Consider the following 21,427-nt stretch of genomic DNA (forward strand, 5'->3'; position numbering starts at 1 on the left):
GTCAACACGCTCCTTCCGTGATCTCATTGCCCGCGCGCTGAGGGACCCTGCGGCATTTCGCGGCGATTACCCGGTTCGTCGCGCGTCAGCGGACGGCCACGTCATATGCGACCTTGTGGTGGTCGAGGTCGGCCAGGGCGCCGGGCGGGGCGCCGTCGTCCGTGATCACCCGTTCGAAGTCGGTCAGCAGAGCCACCTTGTGCAGCGCGATGCGGCCGAGTTTGCTGTGATCGACCAGGAGGACGTTGCGTTCCGCACTCTGCAGCATCGCGCGCTTGATGAGCACGATGTGGGGCTCCTGGTGGTAGGCGCGGCCGCCGGAGACTGCGGATGTGGACACGAAACAGAGGTCGACACGTATGTCCGCGATGTCGTTGACACATGAGACGCCGAGAAACGAATTGTGCAGCGCGTCGTAGTCACCGCCCAAGGCGACCAGCCGGATCCCGCGCACGGTCGACAGCAGGTTGAGCCCGTCCAGGAAGTTCGTGACCACGGTCAGTGGAGTGATCTTCTCGAGGCGTCCGGCGAGTGCCAGGGCCGTCGTCGAGTCGTCGAGCATGATCGACATCCCCGGCTCGACCAGCTCCACCGCCTTCTCCGCGATGACGTCCTTCTCGGCCTGCATGGACTTCCTGCGGTAGGCGATGCTGCTCTCGAAGACGCCCGAGCGCTGCGCGGTGACCCCGCCGCGGAACCTGCGGACCAGGCCTTGCCGCTCGAGCTCGTCCAGGTCCCGGTGGATCGTCATCAGGCTGACCTTGAACCGTTCGGCGAGATCGGCCGCTGTCCCCGAGCCATGCGTCAGGATGAACTCGCCGATCGCGTGCTGCCTCCATGCCGGGCCGCTGCGCTGCCGACCGTTACGGCTGGTCATGCCGTGTTCCTCCACGCTGGGTCAGTTACGGCCGAACGCAGGTTCGTCCTGGTTGTTAACGCTCACCCTCGATCTGCTCGGATGAGGGCGGCGAACTCGCGAAGAATATTGTCCCTCGCCCGCAGCGCGGCCGGAATCTCGTGCACGAACTCGAGAAAGCCGTGGACGGTCGGCACGCCGATCTCCGTCGTCGGCACGCCCGCCTTGCGCAGCCGGTCGGCGTAGGCGGCGCCCTCGTCGCGCAGCGGGTCGTACTCGGCCGTCACCACGATGGCCGGGGGGAGACCGGCGAGGTCCGGCGCGTGCAGCGGCGCGGCAAGCGGCAGCGTCCTGGCGGCCGGGTCGGGTAGGTACGCGTCGATGAACCAGCGCATCGCGTCGGCGGTGAGGTAGTGGTCGTTGGCGTACGTCGTGTACGACGTGGTGCTCATGGTCGGATCGGTGACCGGATAGACGAGCAGCTGCGCGCGCAACGGCACCGCGGCGTCGCGGGCGCGCAACGCGACGGCCGCGGCGAGATTCCCGCCGGCGCTGTCACCCGCGACGGCCAGCTGCGTGGGGTCGATGCCCAGGGTGGTGGCGTGCTGCGCGACGTGCTCCGTGACCGCCCAGCAATCGTCGAGCGGGACCGGATAGGGGTGTTCGGGGGCGCGCCGGTAGTCAACCGAGACGACGACGGCATCCGCGGCCACGGCGAGGGCCCGGGCATGCATGTCGTGGGTGTCGAGGTCGCCGATGACCCAACCGCCCCCGTGCAGGAACACGACGCCGGGTGCCGTCGGGCCGGTCACGCCGAGCGGGCGGTAGACGCGTACCGGCACCCCGGCCAGCTCGGTGTCCTCGGCGGGGCAGATCTGGGCGGGACCGGGTCCGGCGAGTTCGCGGATCCTGGCGCGGTACTCCGCGCGGGCCTTCGCGGGGCCGAGCTCCGGGAAGGGCGTCCCCTTGCCGAGCCGATCGATGAGCCGTCTGATGTCGGGAGCAAGTGCCATCACGCGTCTCCGTCCGTGGGGGCAACGGTGAGGCAGAAATTAACATGTTCACTGTTAACTCATCAAGATCGTGCTCGCCTAGGCTCCGGCTCGCCACCGAGGCGCTGCCGACCTCGTAACTGATAGAAAATCTGCTGCTCAGACGGGTCTTTGGCGATCGTTGATGATGTCGGAGCGGGTGTCTCTTCCCTCTGATGAGCACGATCTCGTTGCGGGATCTTCTCACGGGAAGGTCTTCTGTGTTAACAATCTAACTCCAGGGATGAGTTTTTAACACCAAAACCTGTGAACTATCTGCAGGAGGCCTCGCCATGTCCCCCACCCCCGCCGTCTCCCGCCGACACCTACTCAAGACCGGAGCACTGGGTTTCACCGGACTCGCGGCGGCCCCGTTGCTCGGCGCGTGCTCGTCGACGAGTGGGTCCGCGTCGAGCAAGACCGTCGCCTGGGAGACCGGTTACCTGTCGTTCTTCTTCTTCGTGGTCCTCCAGGAAACGGTGAAGCGCGAGGCGAAGAGGCTCGGACTCGACTTCGTCGGCAAGAACGCCAACGGCGACTCCTCGGCCCAGGTCAACGACTGGAACAGCCTCTTCTTGCAGAAGCCTCGATACCTCATATCGGACGCCCTGGACTCCGAGGTCCTCGTCCCGCTCACCCGGACGGCGAAGACCAAGAAGATTCCCATCGGCATGGTGGACACGCCGCTGACAGGTGGCGACGTCGACATCTCGGTGACGTTCGACAACCGCCAGGCCGGCATCATGGCCGCGGAGAAGACCGCCGAGCTGCTCATCGCGAAGAACGGCTCGGCGAAGGGCACGGTGCTCAACGCCTACGGCAGCCTGACGGCCGTCGCGCTCCGTGACCGCAAGGAGGGGTTCGAAGAGACACTCAAGTCCAAGTACCCCCAGATCGAAATCGTCTCCCGCCCGCAGAACAACGACCACGCGCAGGCGCTGTCCGTGGTGAACACCACCTTGCGCGAATATCCGGCCCTCGATGCCATCCACGTGCCCACCGACATCTTCCTGCCGGACGCGCAGAAGGCGATGCAGTCGCAGAGCCGGCTGTTCCCCGTCGGTGACCCCAAGCACATCGTCCTGACCAGCATCGACGGCTCGCCGACCGCGCACGAGTGGATCCGTAACGGGCAGCTCGACGCGGACATCTCCCAGGATCCGATCGCATACGTGCAGATCTGCATGGAGCTGCTGGAGAAATACGCGGTCAAGGGCGAGGCCGTGCCGCTGGGCCCGTACCAGAACAAGAACTACTTCTGGGAGAAGGCGACGATCGCCAAGAGCCCCTCCGGCCCGCTGATGACGATCCCGCCGTACTTCGTCACCAAGGAGAACTCCCGCGACCCCCGCCACTGGGCGAACATCGTCACCGACCAGTGGAAGCTCAAGGAGACCCAGTCGTGACCTCCACGTCACTGCTGGTCGCCGACGGAGTCACCAAGGTCTACGGCGCCTCGCACGCGCTCGACGACGTCACCGTGACCATCAACCGCGGGGCGATCCACGGCCTGCTCGGCAAGAACGGCGCGGGCAAGTCCACCCTGGCGGGAATCATCGCAGGGGTGATCCGGCCCGACCACGGCACGCTCACGTTCGACGGCCGGGACGTCACGCACGAGTCCGCCGCCGCGCAGCAGCGGCACGGGATCCGGCTGCTCGACCAGCACTCCGAGGTGCTCTCCGACCTGAGCGTGGCAGAAAACCTGCTGCTTGGCGCGCTGCCGCGGCGGCGAGGGCTGGTCGACTGGCGTACCGCCCTCGATCGCGCGGGCGAGATCCTGGACGAGCACGAGCTGCGCATCCCGCCCCGCCGCCGCGCCGGTGACCTGTCGCTCAGCGAGCGACGCCGGCTCAGCATCGTCAAGGCACTGACCGGCAACGGCCGGCTGGTCATCCTCGACGAGCCCACCACGGGGCTGACCCTCAAGGAACGCCGTGACCTCATGCGGTGGGTGCGGAGTCTCGCCGACCAGGGCCGCACCTTCGTGTACATCTCCCACCACAACGACGAGGTGCGCCAGCTCTGCACCGAGTACACGGTCCTGCGAGACGGCCGGGTGGTCGCGGGCGGCGCCATGGAGAGTCTCACCGCCGCACGGCTGTCCACGCTGATCAGCGGCGAGGACGTCACCGAGTTCCGCCGCCGTCGCCGTCTGGACGGCGACGAACTGCTCAGCATCCGGGGCCTGCGGTACGGAGACTGCGGGCCGGTCGACCTCACCGTACGCGCGGGCGAGATCGTCGGCCTGGTGGGTTTGCCCGGGTCGGGTGCCCAGGAGCTACTGCGGGTGCTCGCCGGGCTCACGCCTGCCACCGGCGGCGAGGTGCGGATGGGTGGCCGCGCCGTCGATCTGAGCCGGCCGCGGGCCAGCCTCGACGCGGGCATCGGCTACCTCACCCACGACCGGATCGGCGAGGGTGTCGCAGCCCAGATGTCCATCGCCGACAACATCCATCTCGGCCACTGGCCCCGCCGCCGGTACCGGTTCCTGGACACCGGCCGGATGGCCGTGCGGTCCGAGCGGATCCGGCAGGCGATGTCGGTGGCGATGACGGGACCGCGGCAGGAGATCCGCCAGCTCAGCGGCGGCAACCAGCAGAAGGTGCTGCTCGGCCGCCTGCTGACGCGCGACCCGAAGGTGCTCGTCCTGGACGAGCCGACCGTGGGGGTCGACGTCGCCGCCAAGGAGGAGATCCACCGGCTCGTCGACCAGGTGACGGAGAACGGTGTGGCCGTGATCCTGCGGGCGTATGACCCCGACGAGACGGCGCGCCTGGTTGACCGCGCCGTCCTGTTCGCCGGCGGGTCGATCACCGGGGAGCTCGCCGGCGACGACTTGACCGTGTCCGCTGTCGCGACCGCACAACACATTGGAGAGTGACCGATGACCCAGACAGCGGACGCCGAGAAGACGATACGCGTGCCACGGCACGCTGATTTCAGCCTGCTCAGATTCGGCCTCGACAACATCGTCTGGGCGCTGATCATCGTCTTCAGTCTGGTCACCGGGCTGTTCAACGCGTTCTTCCTGACCACGGCCAACCTGCAGAACATCCTCATCCAGGCGACCCCGCTCGGCCTGCTCGTGCTGGCGGTGTCCTTCGCGCTGCTGATCGGCGAGATCGACCTTTCGGTCACCGGCAACCTGGCGTTCAGCGGCATGGTCGGCGCGCTGCTCATGCAGCACCTGCACGTCCCGGGGATCCTGGCGATCGTCTGCGTCATCGCGACCGGCGCGGTGATCGGACTCATCAACGGCGTCTTCGTGGCCCTGCTGCGCATGAACTCGCTCATCACCACGCTGGCCATGGGTCTGTTCCTGCAGGGCGCGGTGCTCGCGCTGACCAAGGCGCGGACCCTGGTCATCAACGACGAGACCTACGGCTACCTCGGCAGCGCGACCATCGGCGACTGGCCACTCATGCCGGTCGCGCTGCTGCTGGCCTTCGCGGTGGTCGCGGTCCTCCTGCGGAGCACACAGTGGGGCCGCAACCTGTACGCGACCGGCGGCAGCCTGCCGGCGTCGATCGTCGCCGGGATCGCGGTCCGCCGGGTCCGGCTCAGCGCCTTCCTGGCCGCCGGAACACTCGGCGGCGTCGCCGGCTTCCTCTCCTCGACCTATCTGGGCGGCGTCAACGTCACCGTCGGCAACAGCCTCCTGCTGTACGCGGTGGCCGCCCCGGTCATCGGCGGCGTCTCGCTCACCGGCGGTCGGGCGCGCGTCTCGGGAATGTTGGGCGGCGCGTTGCTGATCAGCGTCATCCAGGTCGGGCTGCAGCTCGTCAACGTGTCCGCCTACTACATCCAGATGATCGGCGGCGCGATGATCCTGATCGCCATCGCCGTCGACGCGCTCCGCGTCAGTCGCGCCGAGCAAGGCCGCTCAGTCTGACCTGCAGTCGCGCCGAGCAAGGCCGCTCGGTCTGACCGGCCGCCGGGTGCGCCGGCCGTCACGCATCCGGCGGTTCCGGTTTCGAGACCACCGCCGACGGTCTCCTGCAGGTCGCCACCGTGGTCGCTGTCGTGCCGACCGGGTCCGTGGTCACAGCCGCCCGTTGATCGCGGCGATCGGCGCAGTCGCTCTTGAGTCGCGGGACCCACAGACGTGGCTGTCTGTCGGAAGGGGCGGGTCAGGTCCCGGGCAGGTCCCGGGCGGGCGTGGCGTTGTGGCGCTGGTAGTGGCGTGCCGCCCGGGCCCGGTTGCCGCATGACGGCTTGCACCACTCCTGCCGCCCGTGGCTCTTGACGAAGTAGCGGACGCAGCGCGGCGCGTTGCAGGCTCGCAACTGCTCACGTTGCGGACCGCTCAGGAAGTCGATGGCGGCCCGTGCCAAGGCCGCGACCAGCCGGACGCTTGCGTCGGGTTCGGCCGACAGCACCCCCATCTGAGGTGCCGCGCCCGCGGGCCAGTCCAGTTGCGGGACGATCGCTTCACGGGCGGCCGCCGCGTTGAGGTGAGCCAGCGCCTGCTCGACCGGCATCAGCCGGTGGGCGTCGGCCCGGCTTGGCGGCGCCGGGCTGACCGCTTGCGCGAACAGCGCCCGCACGGCCCGGCGCAGCTCGACGATCTCGCTCCTGACCTCCTCGTCCACCGTGAGCCCGGCGACGTCGACGTGGCCGGCCAGTAGCTCCGCCTGCTGATGAATCCAGCGGGCCGTGCTCTGCAGCGTGGCCAGGTCGTCGGCGACACCGCCGTGGCCGTCATGGCGGATCGTGCTCGCCAGTTCCAAGGCCGGCCAGCGCTCCACACCAACTCCTCCCGGTTGCCTATGTCCTCTTCACACCCTATGGTCTCTAACGTTAAATCTAATTTAACCATTAGATGCCTTGATGAATGGAGCACCCGATGGCGTTGTTGCTGGCTCAGATCAGCGACCTGCACCTCGACGGCACCGACAGAGCGATCCGGCGCGCCACCCGGGTCATGGACTACCTGCGGGCACTTCCCCGCCCCGTCGACGCCGTACTGGTCACCGGCGACATCGCCGATCATGGCGAGGAGGCCGAGTACGAGCAGGCCGCGCAGATCCTGGCCGGCCCCTTCCCCGTGCTCACCTGCCCCGGCAACCACGACGCCCGCCCGGCCTACCGCAAGGCACTGCTGCGGCAGCCGCCCGGCCCCGGCCCCATCAACCAGGTGCACCACATCGCCGGCACCGCCATCCTGATGTGCGACTCCACCATCCCCGGCCACGACGAGGGCCGCCTCGACCCCGAAACCCTCGCCTGGATGCACGCCACCCTCGACGGGCTCGCCCCGGACACGCCCGCGCTGATCGCCTTCCACCAGCCGCCCGTCGAACTCCACCACCCGTTGCCCGACTCCGGACGACTGGAGTCACCTGGCGATCTGGCCGCACTGCTCGACGCCCACCCGCAGGTCGTCGCCGTGCTCACCGGCCACGCTCACACCGCGGCCGCTTCCACCTTCGCCGGCCGCCCCTTGATCGTCGCACCGGCCATCACCTGGACCCTGCGCCTGCCGTGGGAGGGCGACCAGCCCGCCGACCGCGAGCAACCGCCCGGCCTCGCCTTCCACATCCTGGACGACGACCGCCGCCTGACCACCCACTACCGCGTCGTGCTCCAGGCATGATCCACCCGTACGCGGTCGCCGCGTTCCTCCTGGCGATCCTGCCCATCATCGCCACCCCGGGCGCCAGCCTGACCCTGCTGATCCAGCACGTCACAGCCGGCGGCCGCCGCCAGGCTCTCCCCGTCATCCTGGGTACGGTCACCGGCCTGTACGCCCACGCGACCCTGGCCGTCGCCGGTCTGTCGACGCTGGTCATGCACTCCAGCCAGGCCTTCACCGCGGTCAAACTCATCGGCGCGGCCTACCTCATCGGCCTGGGTCTGTGGACCTGGCGCTCCACCACCCTGCTCGCCCCTCCCGCGCTGACGGACCGGCCGAAACAGGCCGGCTCTGTCTACACCCAAGCCCTGCTCGCGAACGTGCTCAACCCGAAGGCGGCCTCCATCTACCTGACCCTGGTCCCGCAGTTCATCCTGCCTGGCCGTCCCTTCGGCGGGCAGATCCTCACCCTGGCCACCGCCCATGCCCTGTTGATGGCGGTGTGGCTGCTGACCTGGACGGCCCTTGTTCACCAAGGGGCGCACATCGTGCGTAAGGCCCGCTTCAAGCGTGCAGTCGGCAAGGTGACGGCGGTGGTGCTCGTCGTCCTCGGCGTCCGGGCCGCCACGACGTAGGAGGCCGGCGTGTCCGACGGCAGCAGCTGAGCGACCGCCGGCGGATCGGCGTCCTGTCGTCTCTACAAACTGTAGACCTGCCCGGTTTGGGCGCCCTCAATGGAACGGACATATGCCTGAGCGACGTCGGCGAGATCGACCGGCGCAGTGAGCCTCGTCAGGCGATCGGCCTTTCCTTTTCATCTAGGAACCGGCAGCGGCGGATCCGTCCGTCCGCGGATCAGGTGTGCGACGGCGGTGACGGCCGCGTACAGCACCGGCAGCGCGACGATCGCGGTCCATGGCAGCTCCAGCGCGACGTCCGGCGTGGCGCTCCCGCCCTGCCAGGCGCGTACGAGCCAGGGCACGGCGGCGTAGCAGAGCCCCAGCCCCAACCCCAGCCCGAGCACCGTGCCGCCGGCGGCGTGCCACAGGGACCGCCGGCGGGCCGTGGCGGCGGAGCCGAGCAGGAGGCCGAGCGCGGTCACCAGTGCCAGGCCGAGCGCTTCGGGCAGCAGGCCAGGCGGCGGAGCCGCCAGGTCCTGCGGGTCGATCACCGTGACATCCCAGCCGGATCTGGCCACCGCTGCGCGGACCCGGTTCCTGTCGCCGGTGGCGAGCCACCAGTCGGCGGCGGGCAGCGGCGGACGTGCCGCGGCCAGGTTCCACGCCTGCAAGGACGGCAAGTCGACGAGGGCGCCGGCCTGGTCGATGGGGATGCCGGGCATGCGTTTGACGACGCCGGCGAGCTGGACCTGGACCCGCTGACGGCCCAGCGCGATGGAGCCGGTCCGGCCCGTGGTGAGCTTCGCGGAGGCGGCCAGCTCGGGCGTGAGCACGATGGGCAGCGGCCGGTCAGCGGCGGCACCCACCGGTACGGGCCGCACGACGGCCGCGGCGGCCTGCACCTTGAGCGAGAACAGCCCCGCGCCACCCTCCACGCCTGCCGACCAGCGCTGATCCGCCGGCAGGGCCACCTCCCGGCCATCGGCGCGCAGCGCGGTCACGGTGACCACATGGGGGGAGTCGTCGATCGAGTCCCCCAGGAAACCACGGACGGAGAGCGGGTAGGCGATCTTCCCGTCCTGGCCGGCCAGGCCGGCGAGGTCCACGTCCACCTTCGTGGCGCCTTGGCGCAGCGGTGCGACGGGCAGGTCGTGCCAGACCCCGAGGGCGTCGGAGACCACCACGCGCAGCCGCGGAGGGGCGGCGGGCGCCTCCACCTCGACGGTGAGCGTACGGGGGGCGCCGGGAAGCGGCATGGCGCCGATCTTCGGCCGGCCGGCGGCCAGCGCGGTCGCCATCTGCGCAACCGACCGATCCGACAGGTCGGGTTGCAGGCGGAACACCTCGGCGAGGCGGGAGGCGTCGATGCCGAGCAGGGTGCTGTACCGGAGGTCGACCTCGATGCGGTCGCGGTGGCCGGGCACGGCGGCGGTGACGCCCGGCAGCGCGGCGAAGGCGGTGCCGCGGCCGAGGACGTCCGGCTTGCCTCCTGCCGGCGGGCCGGTCAGCCGCAGGTCGGCGCCGGCCTGGTGGCCTGCCCGAGCCGCCTGCGACGTACGCCAGGTCGTGGCGCCGCAGACCGCGACCACGGCCACCGCGGCGGCGATCGCCACGGAGAGCACCCGGATGCCCGGCCGCGGTACCTCGACGAGCAGAAGTACGGCCGCGAGCAGCGCCATCGAGATCGCCGCCAGGAGCGCCCCCGCGTCGAAGGCCGCCGGCGGCCGTAGTCCCGAGGCCGGCCACCACGGCACCGCGCCGGCCAGGGAGAACAGCAGGTGGGCCGGGAAAGGTGCCGCGACCGCGCAGCCTGCGACCACCGCCGCCGTGCCCGGCCGCCACCCCGTCCCTCTGGGCCGGGGCAGGAGCAGCAGCGCCAGAGCCAGGACCGCCGCCAGGCCGAGTACCGTCCAGCGGGCCGCCGACGAGGCAGCCTCCAGCCGCGACAGCGTGCCGGGCAGGGCGCTGAGCGGCGTGCAGTCGGGGCAGCCGTTCGCCTTGAACCGCTCCCGCAGGTCCGCCAGCCGGGCGACCGCCTCGCGCAACTGCCCGACCGACATGCCGCGCAGGTCCGGGACGACGGTCCAGGTGGCGTTGACCGTCGTGGCGAAGTGGTCGAGGAAGGTGGCCTGATCCACCATGAGCGGGCCGTAGGTCGTGTAGCCGTCCCGCTCGACGCCACGGCCGAACATCAGGTCGCCGGCCCAGCGCGGGCTGAGCGGGTCGTCCGGCACGAACACCCCGGTGATCTTGACCTGCACCGGTTCGGCGTCGATGCGGCCGATCGTGGTGAACGTCCTCCCGGCCTCGAGACCGCTGAACGAGGCGGCGGCCTGTGAGATCGCCGCCTCGACCGGCTCGGTACGCGACCGCGGCCAGGAACCTGAGATCAGCCGGGCATGCCGTTGGAACCCGTCGAAACTGTCGAACCTGAGCCGCTCCGGCGGCCGTAACCGTACCTTCTCCTGGCCCGGCATCGCGTAGCCGTCCGAGCGGAGCAAGGTGGTCACCTCGCTGGGCACGCCGCCGAACGCCAGAGCGGTCTGCTCCCGCACGACCCGGTCATACGTGGCGAAGTTCCCTGCGTTGATCGCCCCGGCGACCGTGACTCCGACGGCCCGCGGCGGAGCGGTCTCCACGGCGTGGCGCACCCCCGCGTCGCTCAGGGAGAACGCGCATAAGCCGAGCCCGGCGAACACCGTGGTGACGAGCAGGATTAATGGGGCCAGCCTCAACCCGGACGGCTTGCCCCCGCCGCCTTCCTGAATTCCCATGACCAGCCCTTTGATTGTCGAGGCCCCCGTTGATCACGCAATCATGCTGAGGGCTTCGAGCCGGGGTCAAGCGATGTCCCGTTCGCTGCGCTACGGAGGACTTCGCCCTATTCGAGCCGCTCAGGAAGTCCCAGTCCCTGGTGACGGGTTAGCTCCTTGGCGGAGGCGACTGCAGATAACGTGACGGCCATGGACATCACCATTCATACGAGCGTCCTCCCGCATGACGACCCGGACGCCGCCCTGGCCTTCTACCGCGACACCCTCGGCTTCGAGGTACGCAGCGACGTCGGACACGGCATGATGCGCTGGATCACGGTCGGCCCGGTCGACCAGCCCGGCACGTCCATCCTTCTGGCGCCGCCGGCCGCCGACCCCGGCATCACCGATGACGAGCGCCGCACCATCACCGAGATGATGGCCAAGGGCACCTACGGCTGGATCCTGCTGGCCACCCGGGACCTCGACGGCACCTTCGAGCAGGTGCAGGCCGGCGGCGCCGAGGTCGTCCAGGAGCCGACGGAGCAGCCGTACGGCGTCCGCGACTGCGCCTTCCGCGATCCCGCGGGCAACCTGGTCCGCATCCAAGAACTTCGCTGACCCGTTCAGCAGTCGAAAGGAGTTCTCCCATGTGTCATCCCGCATGGGGGCGCGCGCTCACCGCGGCACAGCGCCTGAACGATCTTGCGCGACTTCGCCGTGTCCGCGATCGGATCGACCGGGAGTACGCGCAGCCGCTGGACGTCGAGGCCCTCGCCCGCGCCATGAACATGTCGGCCGGGGACCTCAGCCGGCAGTTCCACCTCGCCTACGGCGAGGTGCCGTACGCCTATCTGATGACACGTCGCATCGAGCGCGCGATGGCGCTGCTGCGTCATGGCGACCTCAGCGTCACCGAGGTCTGCTCCGCGGTCGGCTGCACGTCGCTGGGCGCGTTCAGCACCCGCTTCACCGAGCTGGTCGGCATTCCGCCCAGCGCCTACCAGCGCCGCGCGGCGGGCGCTGCGGCGGGGATGCCGTCGTGCGTGGCGAGCGGGTGACGAGACCGGTCAGGAATCAAGAAGCACCGGTCCACCAGCCACAACTAGCGTTACGGCCATGACTTCGATCCAGTCCCTCACCCTCGAGGTGGCCGACACCGCGGCCGCCGACCGCTTCTACACCGCCTTCGGTCTGGGTGCTCACGTGCGCCTGCGGGCCTCGGAGGCGCCGGCGACCGGCTTCCGTGGCTTCGCGCTGTCGCTCACGGTGTCCCAGCCGGCCACCGTCGACGCCTTCATCGGCGCCGCGCTCGACGCCGGCGCCACGCCGCTGAAGCCTGCCGCGAAGTCGTTCTGGGGCTACGGCGGCGTCGTACAGGCCCCGGACGGGACGATCTGGAAGGTCGCGACGTCGCAGAAGAAGGACACCGGGCCGGCCACCCAGCAGTTCGACGAGATGGTGCTCCTGCTGGGAGCCGCGGACGTGGCCGCGAGCAGGCGGTTCTACGTCGACCGCGGCCTCGTCGTGGCGAAGAGCTTCGGCCGCAAGTACGTCGAGTTCGCCTCCGCGTCGAGTCCGGTCAAGCTGGCGCTGTACGGGCGCCGTGCCCTTGCCAAGGATGTCGGCGTCCCCATGGACGGCACCGGTTCGCACCGGCTCATGCTCGGCTGCGATGCGGGGTCCTTCACCGACCCGGACGGGTTCGCGTGGGAGGCTGCGTCGCTGGCGACCACGCCCTGAGTCGCCACCGCCCGAGATTGTCCTGATCAAGCAGTGCAAGAGAGGAAATTGTCATGAAGAGCACGCAGACGTCCGCCAAGAACACCGGCGCAGCCGACGAGAAGTACGACGGATTCACCGAAGAGGAACGGGCCGCGATGAAGGAGCGCGCCCGGGAGTTGAAGGCGTCCGCGCGGCGCGGCTCGCGCGCCGCCAAGCCGGACGCGGAGAGCGAAGTGCTCGCGAAGATCGCCGAGATGGAGGAGGAGGACCGCGTCCTCGCCGAGCGGATCCATGAGATCGTCAAGGCAAGCGCGCCGGCACTCTCGCCGAAGCTCTGGTACGGGATGCCGGCGTATGCCAGGGACGGCAAGGTCGTCTGTTTCTTCCAGAGCGCGCAGAAGTTCAAGGCGAGGTACGCCACGCTCGGCTTCAACGACCCGGCGAACCTCGATGACGGCACCATGTGGCCGACCGCCTTCGCCCTGACCAAGATGACCGCCGCCGACGAGGAACGGATCGCCGCGCTCATCAAGAAGGCCGCGAGTTGAGATTGAGGCCACTGGGGCGGGTGTGGGCCCGGTTCGCGCGGCAGACCGATAGGGTCAGAACGCGCAAATCGATCAGAGGGGTTCAAACGGAACCGTGCTCCGTTCCCTGATCGGCCGGCTCGCACGACAGGAGAGACGATGATGCACCCCCCGTCCGGCTCCGGGCCGGGGTTCCATCCCCCTCAGCCGCCCTCCGGGCATCCCCACCCGTACGCACCCGGGCAGATGCCCGTGCCGGACCCGCAGGCCGGGTTCTACCAGCACCAGTACCAGCACGCACAGCCACCGGCGGGGCCGACGCGGCCCCGGCGCAGCGCCTGGCGGGTCGCCGTGGGGCTCGTCGTCGCGGGCTTCGGCCTGCTGGCCGTGCTCGGCGGTGGCGCGCTCATCGCGCACGCCCACTCCAACAGCCAGCAGATCATCCACAACCCGGCGTACTCCCGGGAACTGTGGCGCAATGTGCCCGTCGAGAAGCTGTTCCCGCCGCAGCTCGGCCGGGAGCATCCCGACAAGGGATACTCCTCCCCGAACGACGAACGCGGCTGGACCAGAGCCGCCATCTCTTCCGACACCTCCTGCCGGGCGGCGCTCTCCGGCCAGCTGGCCAAGATGGCCGCCGAGCGGGGCTGCGTCGCGGCCATGCGTGCCACGTACGTGGACGACACCGGAGGGACGGCCGCCACCGTGGCCCTGGTCGCCTTCCGCGACCCCAAGACCAGCATCGATCTGTCGGACATCGTCCGTGAGGCGCAGGAGAAGCCGGACCACGCGGTGCGTGCCCTGGCCGCGCCCGGCATCCAGTGGAATGACTCCGCGCGCACCGGGAACGGCGGCTGGCTCGTCGGGGAAGCGCCCATATTCGTGGCGGTCACCACGGGGCCGGCGGACGGCCGCAGGCCCGGACGGCTGCCCGAACCGTGGGGCAAGAGGAACTACCAGCAGGAGGAGGACCGTGGGGCGTGGGCGTACACCGCGCGAGGGCTCGCGGAGAGCCTCGCCACCCGGCTGTACGCCGAAGCCCGGAAGGTGGGGGCATGATGATCCGCAGGCTGACCTGCGCTGCCGTACTGGTCGCCGGCCTGGTCGCGACCACCGCCGCACCGGCCGTGGCCGGGACGCCGCAGGGCTGGGAACTGCGGGCCATGAAGGTGCCCGCCGCGCAACGGCTCGGACAGGGCAAGGGGGTCACCGTCGCGGTCCTGGACACCGGGGTCGTGAAGAACCATCCGGAGTTCCGGGGACGGGTGACGAACGGTCCCGACTTCATCGGCGGGGGAGCCCGGCCCGGGCAGTCGTACTGGGGCGCGCACGGCACCGCCATGGCCTCCAGCGTGCTGCGGGTCGCCCCCCAGGCGCGGGTGCTCTCGGTACGGGTGATCTGGGACCGGGAGGACCCGGCACGCAAGCGCGCGGAGGCCGCCGCCAAGTCCGGCAGCGTCGCCGCCGACAAGGAGACCATCAAGGCGAGCACCGCGCTGGCCAAGGGCATCCGGTACGCCGTCGACAAGGGCGCCCGGGTGATCTCCATGTCCCTCGGCACCGACGAGTGGGGCTTGGGCAGCGACTACGGTGAGGACACGGCCGCGGCCGTCGACTACGCCGTCGGCAAGGGGGCCATCCTGCTGGCCAGCGCGGGCAACGGCGGATCCACCGACCCGCTGGAGGTCGACGCGAACAACGTCGTTTCCTACCCGGCCGCGTACCCGGGAGTGATCGCGGTGGCGGCGATGGCGCCCAACGGGGTGCGGGCGGACTTCTCGCAGGTGCACACGTACAACACGATCGCCGCACCCGGCGTGGACATCTACGCCGCCGACAACCGCGGCGGCTACCGGACGGGGGACGGCACCTCGCCCGCCTGCGCGCTCGCGGCGGGCACCGCGGCACTGATGTTGTCCCGCAATCCCGACCTGACGCCGCGGCAGGTACGCGACATCCTGGTGCGGACCGCCAAGAAGCCGCCGGCCGGCTACACCGTGTTCCTCGGCTTCGGGCTGATCGACGCGGCGGAGGCGGTGCAGGCGGCGGGCGCCGCCAAGGACGCCAAGATCGCGGCGGCCCCGTACAAGGGCAAGGAGTACTTCGGGGGCGGACCGGTCGCCCCACCGACCACCAACCCGCCGATCGACATGTCCTACGTGGCCGTGGGCGGCGCGGCCGCCGGAGTGGGGCTGTTGTTCCTGCTGGGCGCGGCGCTGCTGATGCGCCGGCCACGAGCATGAGATCCCGCCTGTGATCTCAACGCGTCGCTGGAGCGGTGGGGTCCGCGGTGTCGGCGGGGGGTGAAGGCGTGGAGACCGCAGCCGTACGACCGGCACGGTTGACCAGGCGGTGCAGGGCGATCAACCCATAGCCGAGCAGTAAGAAGCCGACGGCCAGCGCCAGCGCCATGAGCGCCACCCCGCCGTACCCGAACTTGTCCACGTCCAGAAACGGATAGGGATACCGCTTCCACGCATCTGGAGGGAGCAGGGCGCCTCTGACCAGGGCGAAGACCAGATAGGCCAGCGGGTAGACCAGCCATCTGAGAGCGGCCGCCCATTTCGGCCGAGGGGCGACCCGGTCGAAGCACAGCCAGTCGATCACAGCCATGACGGGCGTCACGTAGTGGAGGAGGAAGTTGCCCAGACCGCGACCGTGAAGGGAGAGGTGCTCGAAGGGGTTGGCTCCGCGCATGCGCAGAAAGTGCCAGACCAGCCCAGTGATCACGATGTAGAGCGTCACCGCCCCCTTGAGCTCGGTGGGAGGGCGCCATCTGCCGGCCACCTGCCAGGCGTAGAACGCCGTGAGCAGCAGATTGCTCTGCACGGTGAAGAGCACGAGCGGGTTCAGCGGGTCGGCCAGGGCCAGCCACGTGTAGATCAGGCCGACCACCGCGGCCAGGATCAGCATCAAGCGGTACGCCGTCACCCGGATCATGGGGATCATGGTCGCACAGAGGGCCTGAGCGCGGTGTCGCAGCGACGGTACGGTCCGAAACCTGCCGGTGCCCGGCGCCTCATCGCTGCTTGGCTGGTTGCCCATAGATCACGCGCTCTCGCCCGAACGGGAACCATGTCAACGACCACGCTCACTTCATCGCGTTCGCCACTGATCAGCTGGCTCGCGGTCATCTCGCTCATGCTGGGCATCTTCGCCATCGTCACCAGCGAGATCCTGCCCATCGGCCTGCTGACCGCCATCGGAGCCGACTTCGGCATCTCCGACGGCACCACGGGGCTGACCATGACACTGCCCGGCATCGTCGCCGCGGTCGCCGCGCCCGCCGTCACGCTGACCACCGCGCGCCTGGACCGCCGCGTGATGTTGTGCGTCCTCATGGCCGTGCTCGCCGTGGCCGACGTGCTGGCGGCCGTGGCGACCTCGTACTGGGTGATGCTGGCCTCCAGGGTGCTCGTCGGCCTCACGATCGGCGGCTTCTGGTCGATCGGGGCCGGGCTGGCCGGCCGCCTGGTACCGCCGCAGGCCGTCGGCACGGCCACCGCGGTGATCTTCTCCGCCGTGCCGCTCGGCTCCGTGCTCGGCGTGCCGGCCGGAACCTTCATCGGCCAGCTCGCCGGCTGGCGAACCGCCTTCCTGGTCCTGGCCGCGCTGGCCCTCCTGGTCCTGACGGCCCTGCTGATGCTGCTGCCGCGGCTGCCCGCCCACCAGGTCACCAGCCCTCGCGTCCTGCTCGACCTGCTGCGCAACCGAGGCAGCAAGATCGCCCTGCTGGCCACCTTTCTCATCGTCCTGGCCCACTTCGGCACCTACACCTACGTCACGCCTTTCCTCCAGGACGTCACCGGCCTGCATCCCGCCGCCGTCAGCGCCGTCCTGCTGATGTACGGGATCGCCGGAATCGCCGGCAACTTCCTGGCCGGCAAGGCCACCGCCACACGCCTGCGAGGCGCCTTCGTGACCTGCGGCTGCCTGATCGCGGCCACCACCCTGCTGCTGCCCTCGGCCGGCGGAACGACCGTCGGCGCCGTGGTGCTGCTCATGGTCTGGGGCCTCGCCTACGGCGCCGTGCCCGTCTGCTCACAGGCATCGTTCATCACCGCCGCCCCCCACGCGCCCGAAGCCGCCACGGTCGTCTTCACCTCCTCGTTCCAGGCGACTTTCGCCCTCGGGGCGTTCCTCGGCGGCCGCGTGGTCGACGCCTTCTCGGTGTCCACCGTGATGATCTGTGGCGGGCTGACCGCCCTCCTCATGGCGGCATCCCTGTGGTCACTCGCCGAACCCCGCTGAGCCCGTGACCGGCCGCCGTCCTCGGCGTCCGTACGGTGCGGACCACGCCGCCGGGCGGGCTCGGCGGCATGGTCCGGCCGGGTGCCGGTCGGGCGGCGCCACGCCCGGCGGCGAGGTCGGTTACGGCGTTACCGGGCTGCCGCCGAAGGTCACGACGAGGCGGCCGTCCGCGGCGAAGGACCAGTTCAGGGCGCCGGTGTAGGAGGAGCACCGGGACCCGTTCGAGCCGGACCAGAACTGGTTGGAGCTGTCGGCGTCACCGACGATCCGGTCGTTGGTTCCGCTGCTGCTGCGGCACGAGACGTTGCCGCGGAACACCGAGGTGCCGGCGTCGAACGAGTAGTTGCGCTCGGCGTTGTCGATGCTGGCGTTGTTCGATATCGACATCGTGCCGGGGTTGCGGTTGTACGTGAACCCGTGCTTGCCGTTGCGGTAGGCGATGTTGCGCCGGATGACGTGGTTGACCGCGATGTCCTCGCCACCGAGCTTGTAGCCGTTGCGGTCACCGTTGCCCGCTTGGCTGCCGTCGCTGAGGGTGCCGTTGTTGTAGGACAGGGAGTCCTCGATGGTCACCGGGCCGATGGGCCCCGTGTCCGTCTTGGTGTAGAGGTCCCAGCCGTCGTCGATGTTGTTGCGGGACACGGCGTAGCGGAAGACGTTGCCGGAGCCGACGGTGAGCTTCGCGGCGAAGCCGTCGGCGTCCTCGCCGTCGGAGTCGGCGTTGTCGTGCGACAGCGCGCTCAGGACGAGGTTGTTGGCGGGCCACTGGTCGCGGGGGGTGTCAGAGGCGATCCGGGAGAGCTGCAGGCCGGTGTCACGGTTGAACCGCGTCACCGTGCGCTCGAAGATGTTGTTGCTGCCACCGACGAAGATCCCGTTGTCGCCGGCACGCTCGACGACGATGCCGTAGACGTGCCAGAACGCCCCGTTCACGGCAAGCCCGCGGTTGGCCGGGTCCTCACTCTGGGCCGAGAAGTTCAGGATCGGAGTCTCGCCTGGATAGGCGGACAGTTTCTTGCGGGCGCTGGAGGTGCCGTTGTTGCCCGGCGCGATGGTGACCGTCTGCGCGAAGTTGTACGTCCCGCCGCGCATGTAGATCGTCCCGCCGGCAGTGACGCGGGTGATCGCCGAGGTGAGCGTCGTCGGGTCCGACTGCGTTCCGGCCGCGCCGTCCCTGCCGTTCGGCGCCACGTACAGCGCGCCACCTGACGGCGGGGGCGTGGTGCCGCCCGCTTCGACGTCGATGTAGTCGATGTTGGGCAGGCCGTTCGAGCTGGTCGGGTTGAACCGGATGGTGTTGCTGCCCGAGCTCACCGACACGGTGAGCGTCTTGGTGACCCAGGTGTTCCACGCGCCGGTGGCCTCGAACGAGACACTTTGCACGGTCGAGCCGTTGACGACCAGATCGACGGACCGGGCGCTCGTGGTGCCGTTGGCGAACCGCACGCCCAGCGTCGCCGTCCCGGCTGTGCCGGCGTTGACGGTGAACTGGGCGTACGCGCCGGCGGCGTTGTTGCCGTTGCAGAACCCACTGCCCGAGTACCCGGACCAGTTGTTGTCAATGGTTCCGCTGCAGACAGCGGGCGAGCTCTCCGCCTCATACCGCGTCGCCGCGGCCTGCGCGGCGGGTTGTGACAGGGCGACGAATGCACCGGCTGACAGGCCGGCGCACGCGAGGACGGCTTTCAGGCGCATCATCCTTCTCCAATGGTGTCGGTCGGGCGGCGCTGCCGATGAAACCGACGGCCACAGTAGGAAAGCGCTTTCCCCGCGTCAATGTGAGCTACGCTCGCCCATCGGGCTGGACGGCATCGCCGCTGGCCAGGGATCAACCGCTCGCTCGACTGCCTGTGAAACTTTCATGATTTGCGCTATGAAATGGGGAGTTTCCCTATCAAGGCGGGCGGAGTCAGCGGTGCGAATTCGACGAGGCGCACGGATCGTGCTGCTGGACCAGGACGACCGGATCCTGATGATCCAGCACAGGTACGACGGCGTCATCGTCGTCCCCGGCTCTCCTGTCCGGGAGTTGTTCTGGGTAACGCCTGGCGGGGGCCTGGCGGAAGGCGAGGACTTCCGCCAGGCCGCCCGCCGGGAGCTGCTGGAGGAGACCGGGCTGACGGACGTCGAGTGGGGGCCGTGTGTGTGGACTCTCGACGGGGAGGTCCAGTGGGGCGGCGAGCCCGTGCACGTACACGAACGGCACTTTCTGGCGCGCTTTCGGGGCACGGAGGTCATCAGCCGCGCTCACCTGGAGCCGGAGGAGCGGCAGGGAATCACCGGGCATCGATGGTGGTCCCTGGCGGAGCTTGTCGCAGCCGAGGCCACGGAGACGCTGCGACCTCTCGGACTCCCGGGGCTGCTGGCCGATCTGCTGGCCGCGGGAGAACGTCTGCCGGATGAACCGCGAGCCCTGTACGCGTAGGTCCTATGCGCGTTCGTACGTCTTGCCCACGGTTCGTCACCGTCCTCGTGAGTGGAAGACCCGGGCCGTGCGCGCGTACCCGATGGCGGTGGCGACGCGGTCGGCGGTCGCCGTACCCAACTCTCGTTCAGTGATCCACAGACCCAGATCCAGCCCGGCGCTGAGGGCGCCGGCAGTGATGCGGTCACCGGCGTCGACGACACGTTCCTCCACGACATCCACACCGTAGGACCGCATCTCGTCGTACGCGCCGTGGTTGGTGGTCGCCTGCCGGTCAGCCAGCAAACCGGCGGCGGCGAGCAGCAGCCCACCGGTGCACACCGAAGCCATCCAGCGGATCGACGGCGCCACCGCCGTCAGCCGGGCCGGGAGCATACCGCGCTGCGCCTCGGCCCAGGCGCCCGCCGGGGCCCGGTCCAGCCATCCGCCACCTGGAACGATCACCGCGTCAGCCTGCCCCAGCACGGCGGGCACATCGAACTTGACGGCACGCATGCTGGTCACCGGACCAGGCCGCTCGGCGGCGACCAGCTCAACGGTGAACCCCGCCATGGACAACACCTCGAACGGCCCGAACACGTCCAGTTCGTCGAAGCCGTCGAAGACCACTATCTCAATTCGCATACAGCCAGGATTCCGTTGCGTGGTCGCCAGCAACGAGTGGCATGCTTGCCATCATGCGTAAGAAATCGGCCACGCATCGCGTCGCCGTACTCGCTCTGCCATCGGCTGTGGCCTTTGACCTGACGATCGCGACACACGTGTTCGGGCATGAGGGGCAGGGCCGATACGCGATGACCGTCTGTTCGCTGGACGGCGGCCCGCTTCCCACCACCACTGCCGGCCTGGGCCTGACTGTCGAGGCCGGGATCGACGCTCTCGACGACGCTGACACCGTCATCGTGCCCGGGTTCGCCCGCGGGCGCGCCCCGGAGAGAGCACTCGACGCCCTGGCCCACGCGTATCGCCGCGGGGCTCGGATCGCATCGATCTGTACCGGCGCGTTCGCGCTGGCGCAGGCGGGCCTGCTCGACGGCCGGCGGGCGACGACCCACTGGGTGCACGCCGACGCGCTGGCCCGCGAGCACCCTCTGGTCCGGGTCGACGCGAATGCCCTGTACATCGACGAGGGGCAGGTGCTGACCAGCGCGGGACTCGTCGCCGGTCTGGACCTGTGCCTCTACATGGTCGGCCGGGACCACGGTCAGTCCGCGGCCATCCAGCGGGCCCGTCACATGGTCACACCACTGCACCGGGCCGGCGGTCAGGCGCAGTTCATCCCGTCCGGCGAGTCCGTCGAAGACGCGGAGCTGGCCGACGTCACCGCGTGGGCCAACGCCAACCTGCACCTGCCCCTCACCGTCACCGATCTCGCCCGCAGGGGCATGCAGTCCACCCGCACCCTGCACCGCAACTTCCAGACCCGGTTCGGCATGAGTCCGCGAGCCTGGTTGATCCAGCAGCGTCTGCGCGCCGCCTGCACCCTGCTGGAGGACAGCGACATCACCGTCGACGAAGTCGCCCGGCGTACCGGGCTGGGCACCGCCACCAATCTGCGAGCGCACTTCCACCGAGCCTTCGCCACCACTCCCACCGCCTACCGTCGAGCCTTCGCTCCCTGACGCCCGGCGCTGTGACCGCAGCCCCCTGAGACCTCACCG

20 protein-coding genes and 1 pseudogene are annotated in these 21,427 nt (G+C 69.7%); 14 read left to right on the forward strand and 7 right to left on the reverse strand.

Translation table 11 applies throughout. From position 1 onward, the window contains the following. Window positions 1-85: 85 nt before the first annotated feature. Window positions 86-877 carry a DeoR/GlpR family DNA-binding transcription regulator gene (locus tag ABN273_RS09420; protein WP_349448287.1) on the reverse strand — a complete coding sequence of 264 codons (792 nt, stop codon included), beginning with the start codon at window positions 875-877 and terminating at the stop codon, window positions 86-88. Window positions 878-939: 62 nt separating this feature from the next. Next, the gene (locus ABN273_RS09425) at window positions 940-1,869 is read right to left on the reverse strand and encodes an alpha/beta hydrolase (RefSeq protein WP_349448288.1); all 930 of its coding nucleotides are present in this window, start codon (window positions 1,867-1,869) and stop codon (window positions 940-942) included. 311 nt (window positions 1,870-2,180) lie between these two features. On the opposite strand from ABN273_RS09425, the gene ABN273_RS09430 reads away from it, so the two are divergent. From ABN273_RS09430 to ABN273_RS09440, 3 genes are read left to right on the forward strand one after another with little or no spacing between them, the layout of a single operon-like run. After that, a complete protein-coding gene (locus tag ABN273_RS09430) occupies window positions 2,181-3,293 on the forward strand; it encodes a sugar ABC transporter substrate-binding protein (protein WP_349448289.1) in 1,113 nt (370 codons plus the stop codon). After that, on the forward strand, window positions 3,290-4,771 hold the full coding sequence (locus ABN273_RS09435) for a sugar ABC transporter ATP-binding protein (protein WP_349448290.1): 1,482 nt from the start codon (window positions 3,290-3,292) through the stop codon (window positions 4,769-4,771). Before ABN273_RS09430 ends, ABN273_RS09435 begins: the two co-directional genes overlap by 4 nt. A gap of 3 nt (window positions 4,772-4,774) precedes the next feature. After that, complete coding sequence (locus ABN273_RS09440; RefSeq protein ID WP_349448291.1) at window positions 4,775-5,782, forward strand: ABC transporter permease; 1,008 nt, start codon at window positions 4,775-4,777, stop codon at window positions 5,780-5,782. A gap of 238 nt (window positions 5,783-6,020) precedes the next feature. On the opposite strand, the gene ABN273_RS09445 is transcribed toward ABN273_RS09440, so the two are convergent. Next, window positions 6,021-6,638 (reverse strand): CGNR zinc finger domain-containing protein, encoded by a 618-nt coding sequence (locus ABN273_RS09445; RefSeq protein WP_349448292.1) that lies wholly within the window; start codon window positions 6,636-6,638, stop codon window positions 6,021-6,023. 98 nt (window positions 6,639-6,736) lie between these two features. Between ABN273_RS09445 and ABN273_RS09450 the strand changes: the two genes are divergently transcribed. Next, entirely contained in the window at window positions 6,737-7,486 is a 750-nt protein-coding gene (locus ABN273_RS09450) for a metallophosphoesterase (RefSeq protein ID WP_349448293.1), read from the forward strand. Then, window positions 7,483-8,100: a LysE family translocator gene (locus ABN273_RS09455; protein ID WP_349448294.1), complete on the forward strand. Its 618-nt coding sequence runs from the start codon at window positions 7,483-7,485 to the stop codon at window positions 8,098-8,100. The genes ABN273_RS09450 and ABN273_RS09455 overlap by 4 nt, the downstream gene beginning before the upstream one ends. Window positions 8,101-8,279: 179 nt before the next feature. On the opposite strand, the gene ABN273_RS09460 is transcribed toward ABN273_RS09455, so the two are convergent. Then, entirely contained in the window at window positions 8,280-10,859 is a 2,580-nt protein-coding gene (locus ABN273_RS09460; protein ID WP_349448295.1) for an amino acid adenylation domain-containing protein, read from the reverse strand. A gap of 189 nt (window positions 10,860-11,048) precedes the next feature. Between ABN273_RS09460 and ABN273_RS09465 the strand changes: the two genes are divergently transcribed. The 6 genes and pseudogenes from ABN273_RS09465 (at window position 11,049) to ABN273_RS09490 (ending at window position 15,333) form a co-directional block, all read left to right on the forward strand. Then, window positions 11,049-11,459, forward strand: coding sequence for a VOC family protein (locus ABN273_RS09465; protein ID WP_349448296.1), 411 nt, complete (start codon window positions 11,049-11,051; stop codon window positions 11,457-11,459). A gap of 29 nt (window positions 11,460-11,488) precedes the next feature. Then, window positions 11,489-11,961, forward strand: a pseudogene (locus ABN273_RS09470) (helix-turn-helix transcriptional regulator). Further along, on the forward strand, window positions 11,958-12,581 hold the full coding sequence (locus tag ABN273_RS09475; protein WP_349448297.1) for a glyoxalase: 624 nt from the start codon (window positions 11,958-11,960) through the stop codon (window positions 12,579-12,581). Before ABN273_RS09470 ends, ABN273_RS09475 begins: the two are co-directional and overlap by 4 nt. Before the next feature lie 53 nt (window positions 12,582-12,634). Beyond that, window positions 12,635-13,111: an iron chaperone gene (locus ABN273_RS09480; RefSeq protein ID WP_349448298.1), complete on the forward strand. Its 477-nt coding sequence runs from the start codon at window positions 12,635-12,637 to the stop codon at window positions 13,109-13,111. 138 nt (window positions 13,112-13,249) lie between these two features. After that, window positions 13,250-14,149, forward strand: coding sequence for a hypothetical protein (locus ABN273_RS09485; protein WP_349448299.1), 900 nt, complete (start codon window positions 13,250-13,252; stop codon window positions 14,147-14,149). After that, window positions 14,146-15,333 carry a S8 family serine peptidase gene (locus ABN273_RS09490; RefSeq protein ID WP_349448300.1) on the forward strand — a complete coding sequence of 396 codons (1,188 nt, stop codon included), beginning with the start codon at window positions 14,146-14,148 and terminating at the stop codon, window positions 15,331-15,333. The genes ABN273_RS09485 and ABN273_RS09490 overlap by 4 nt, the downstream gene beginning before the upstream one ends. Window positions 15,334-15,349: 16 nt before the next feature. Here the strand turns inward: ABN273_RS09490 and ABN273_RS09495 are convergent, their stop codons facing one another. Then, the gene (locus ABN273_RS09495) at window positions 15,350-16,030 is read right to left on the reverse strand and encodes a Pr6Pr family membrane protein (RefSeq protein ID WP_349448301.1); all 681 of its coding nucleotides are present in this window, start codon (window positions 16,028-16,030) and stop codon (window positions 15,350-15,352) included. 135 nt (window positions 16,031-16,165) lie between these two features. Between ABN273_RS09495 and ABN273_RS09500 the strand changes: the two genes are divergently transcribed. Further along, window positions 16,166-17,341: an MFS transporter gene (locus ABN273_RS09500; RefSeq protein WP_349448302.1), complete on the forward strand. Its 1,176-nt coding sequence runs from the start codon at window positions 16,166-16,168 to the stop codon at window positions 17,339-17,341. 120 nt (window positions 17,342-17,461) lie between these two features. Here the strand turns inward: ABN273_RS09500 and ABN273_RS09505 are convergent, their stop codons facing one another. Then, the gene (locus tag ABN273_RS09505; protein WP_349448618.1) at window positions 17,462-19,036 is read right to left on the reverse strand and encodes a right-handed parallel beta-helix repeat-containing protein; all 1,575 of its coding nucleotides are present in this window, start codon (window positions 19,034-19,036) and stop codon (window positions 17,462-17,464) included. Window positions 19,037-19,256: 220 nt separating this feature from the next. On the opposite strand from ABN273_RS09505, the gene ABN273_RS09510 reads away from it, so the two are divergent. Continuing rightward, on the forward strand, window positions 19,257-19,766 hold the full coding sequence (locus ABN273_RS09510; RefSeq protein ID WP_349448303.1) for an NUDIX hydrolase: 510 nt from the start codon (window positions 19,257-19,259) through the stop codon (window positions 19,764-19,766). Between the two features lie 36 nt (window positions 19,767-19,802). Here the strand turns inward: ABN273_RS09510 and ABN273_RS09515 are convergent, their stop codons facing one another. Beyond that, entirely contained in the window at window positions 19,803-20,390 is a 588-nt protein-coding gene (locus ABN273_RS09515) for a DJ-1/PfpI family protein (protein ID WP_349448304.1), read from the reverse strand. A 53-nt stretch (window positions 20,391-20,443) separates the two neighbouring features. On the opposite strand from ABN273_RS09515, the gene ABN273_RS09520 reads away from it, so the two are divergent. Next, window positions 20,444-21,388, forward strand: coding sequence for a GlxA family transcriptional regulator (locus ABN273_RS09520; protein WP_349448305.1), 945 nt, complete (start codon window positions 20,444-20,446; stop codon window positions 21,386-21,388). Window positions 21,389-21,427 lie beyond the last annotated feature (39 nt).

Source organism: Nonomuraea sp. B19D2 (assembly GCF_040137845.1).
GTDB lineage: Bacteria > Actinomycetota > Actinomycetes > Streptosporangiales > Streptosporangiaceae > Nonomuraea.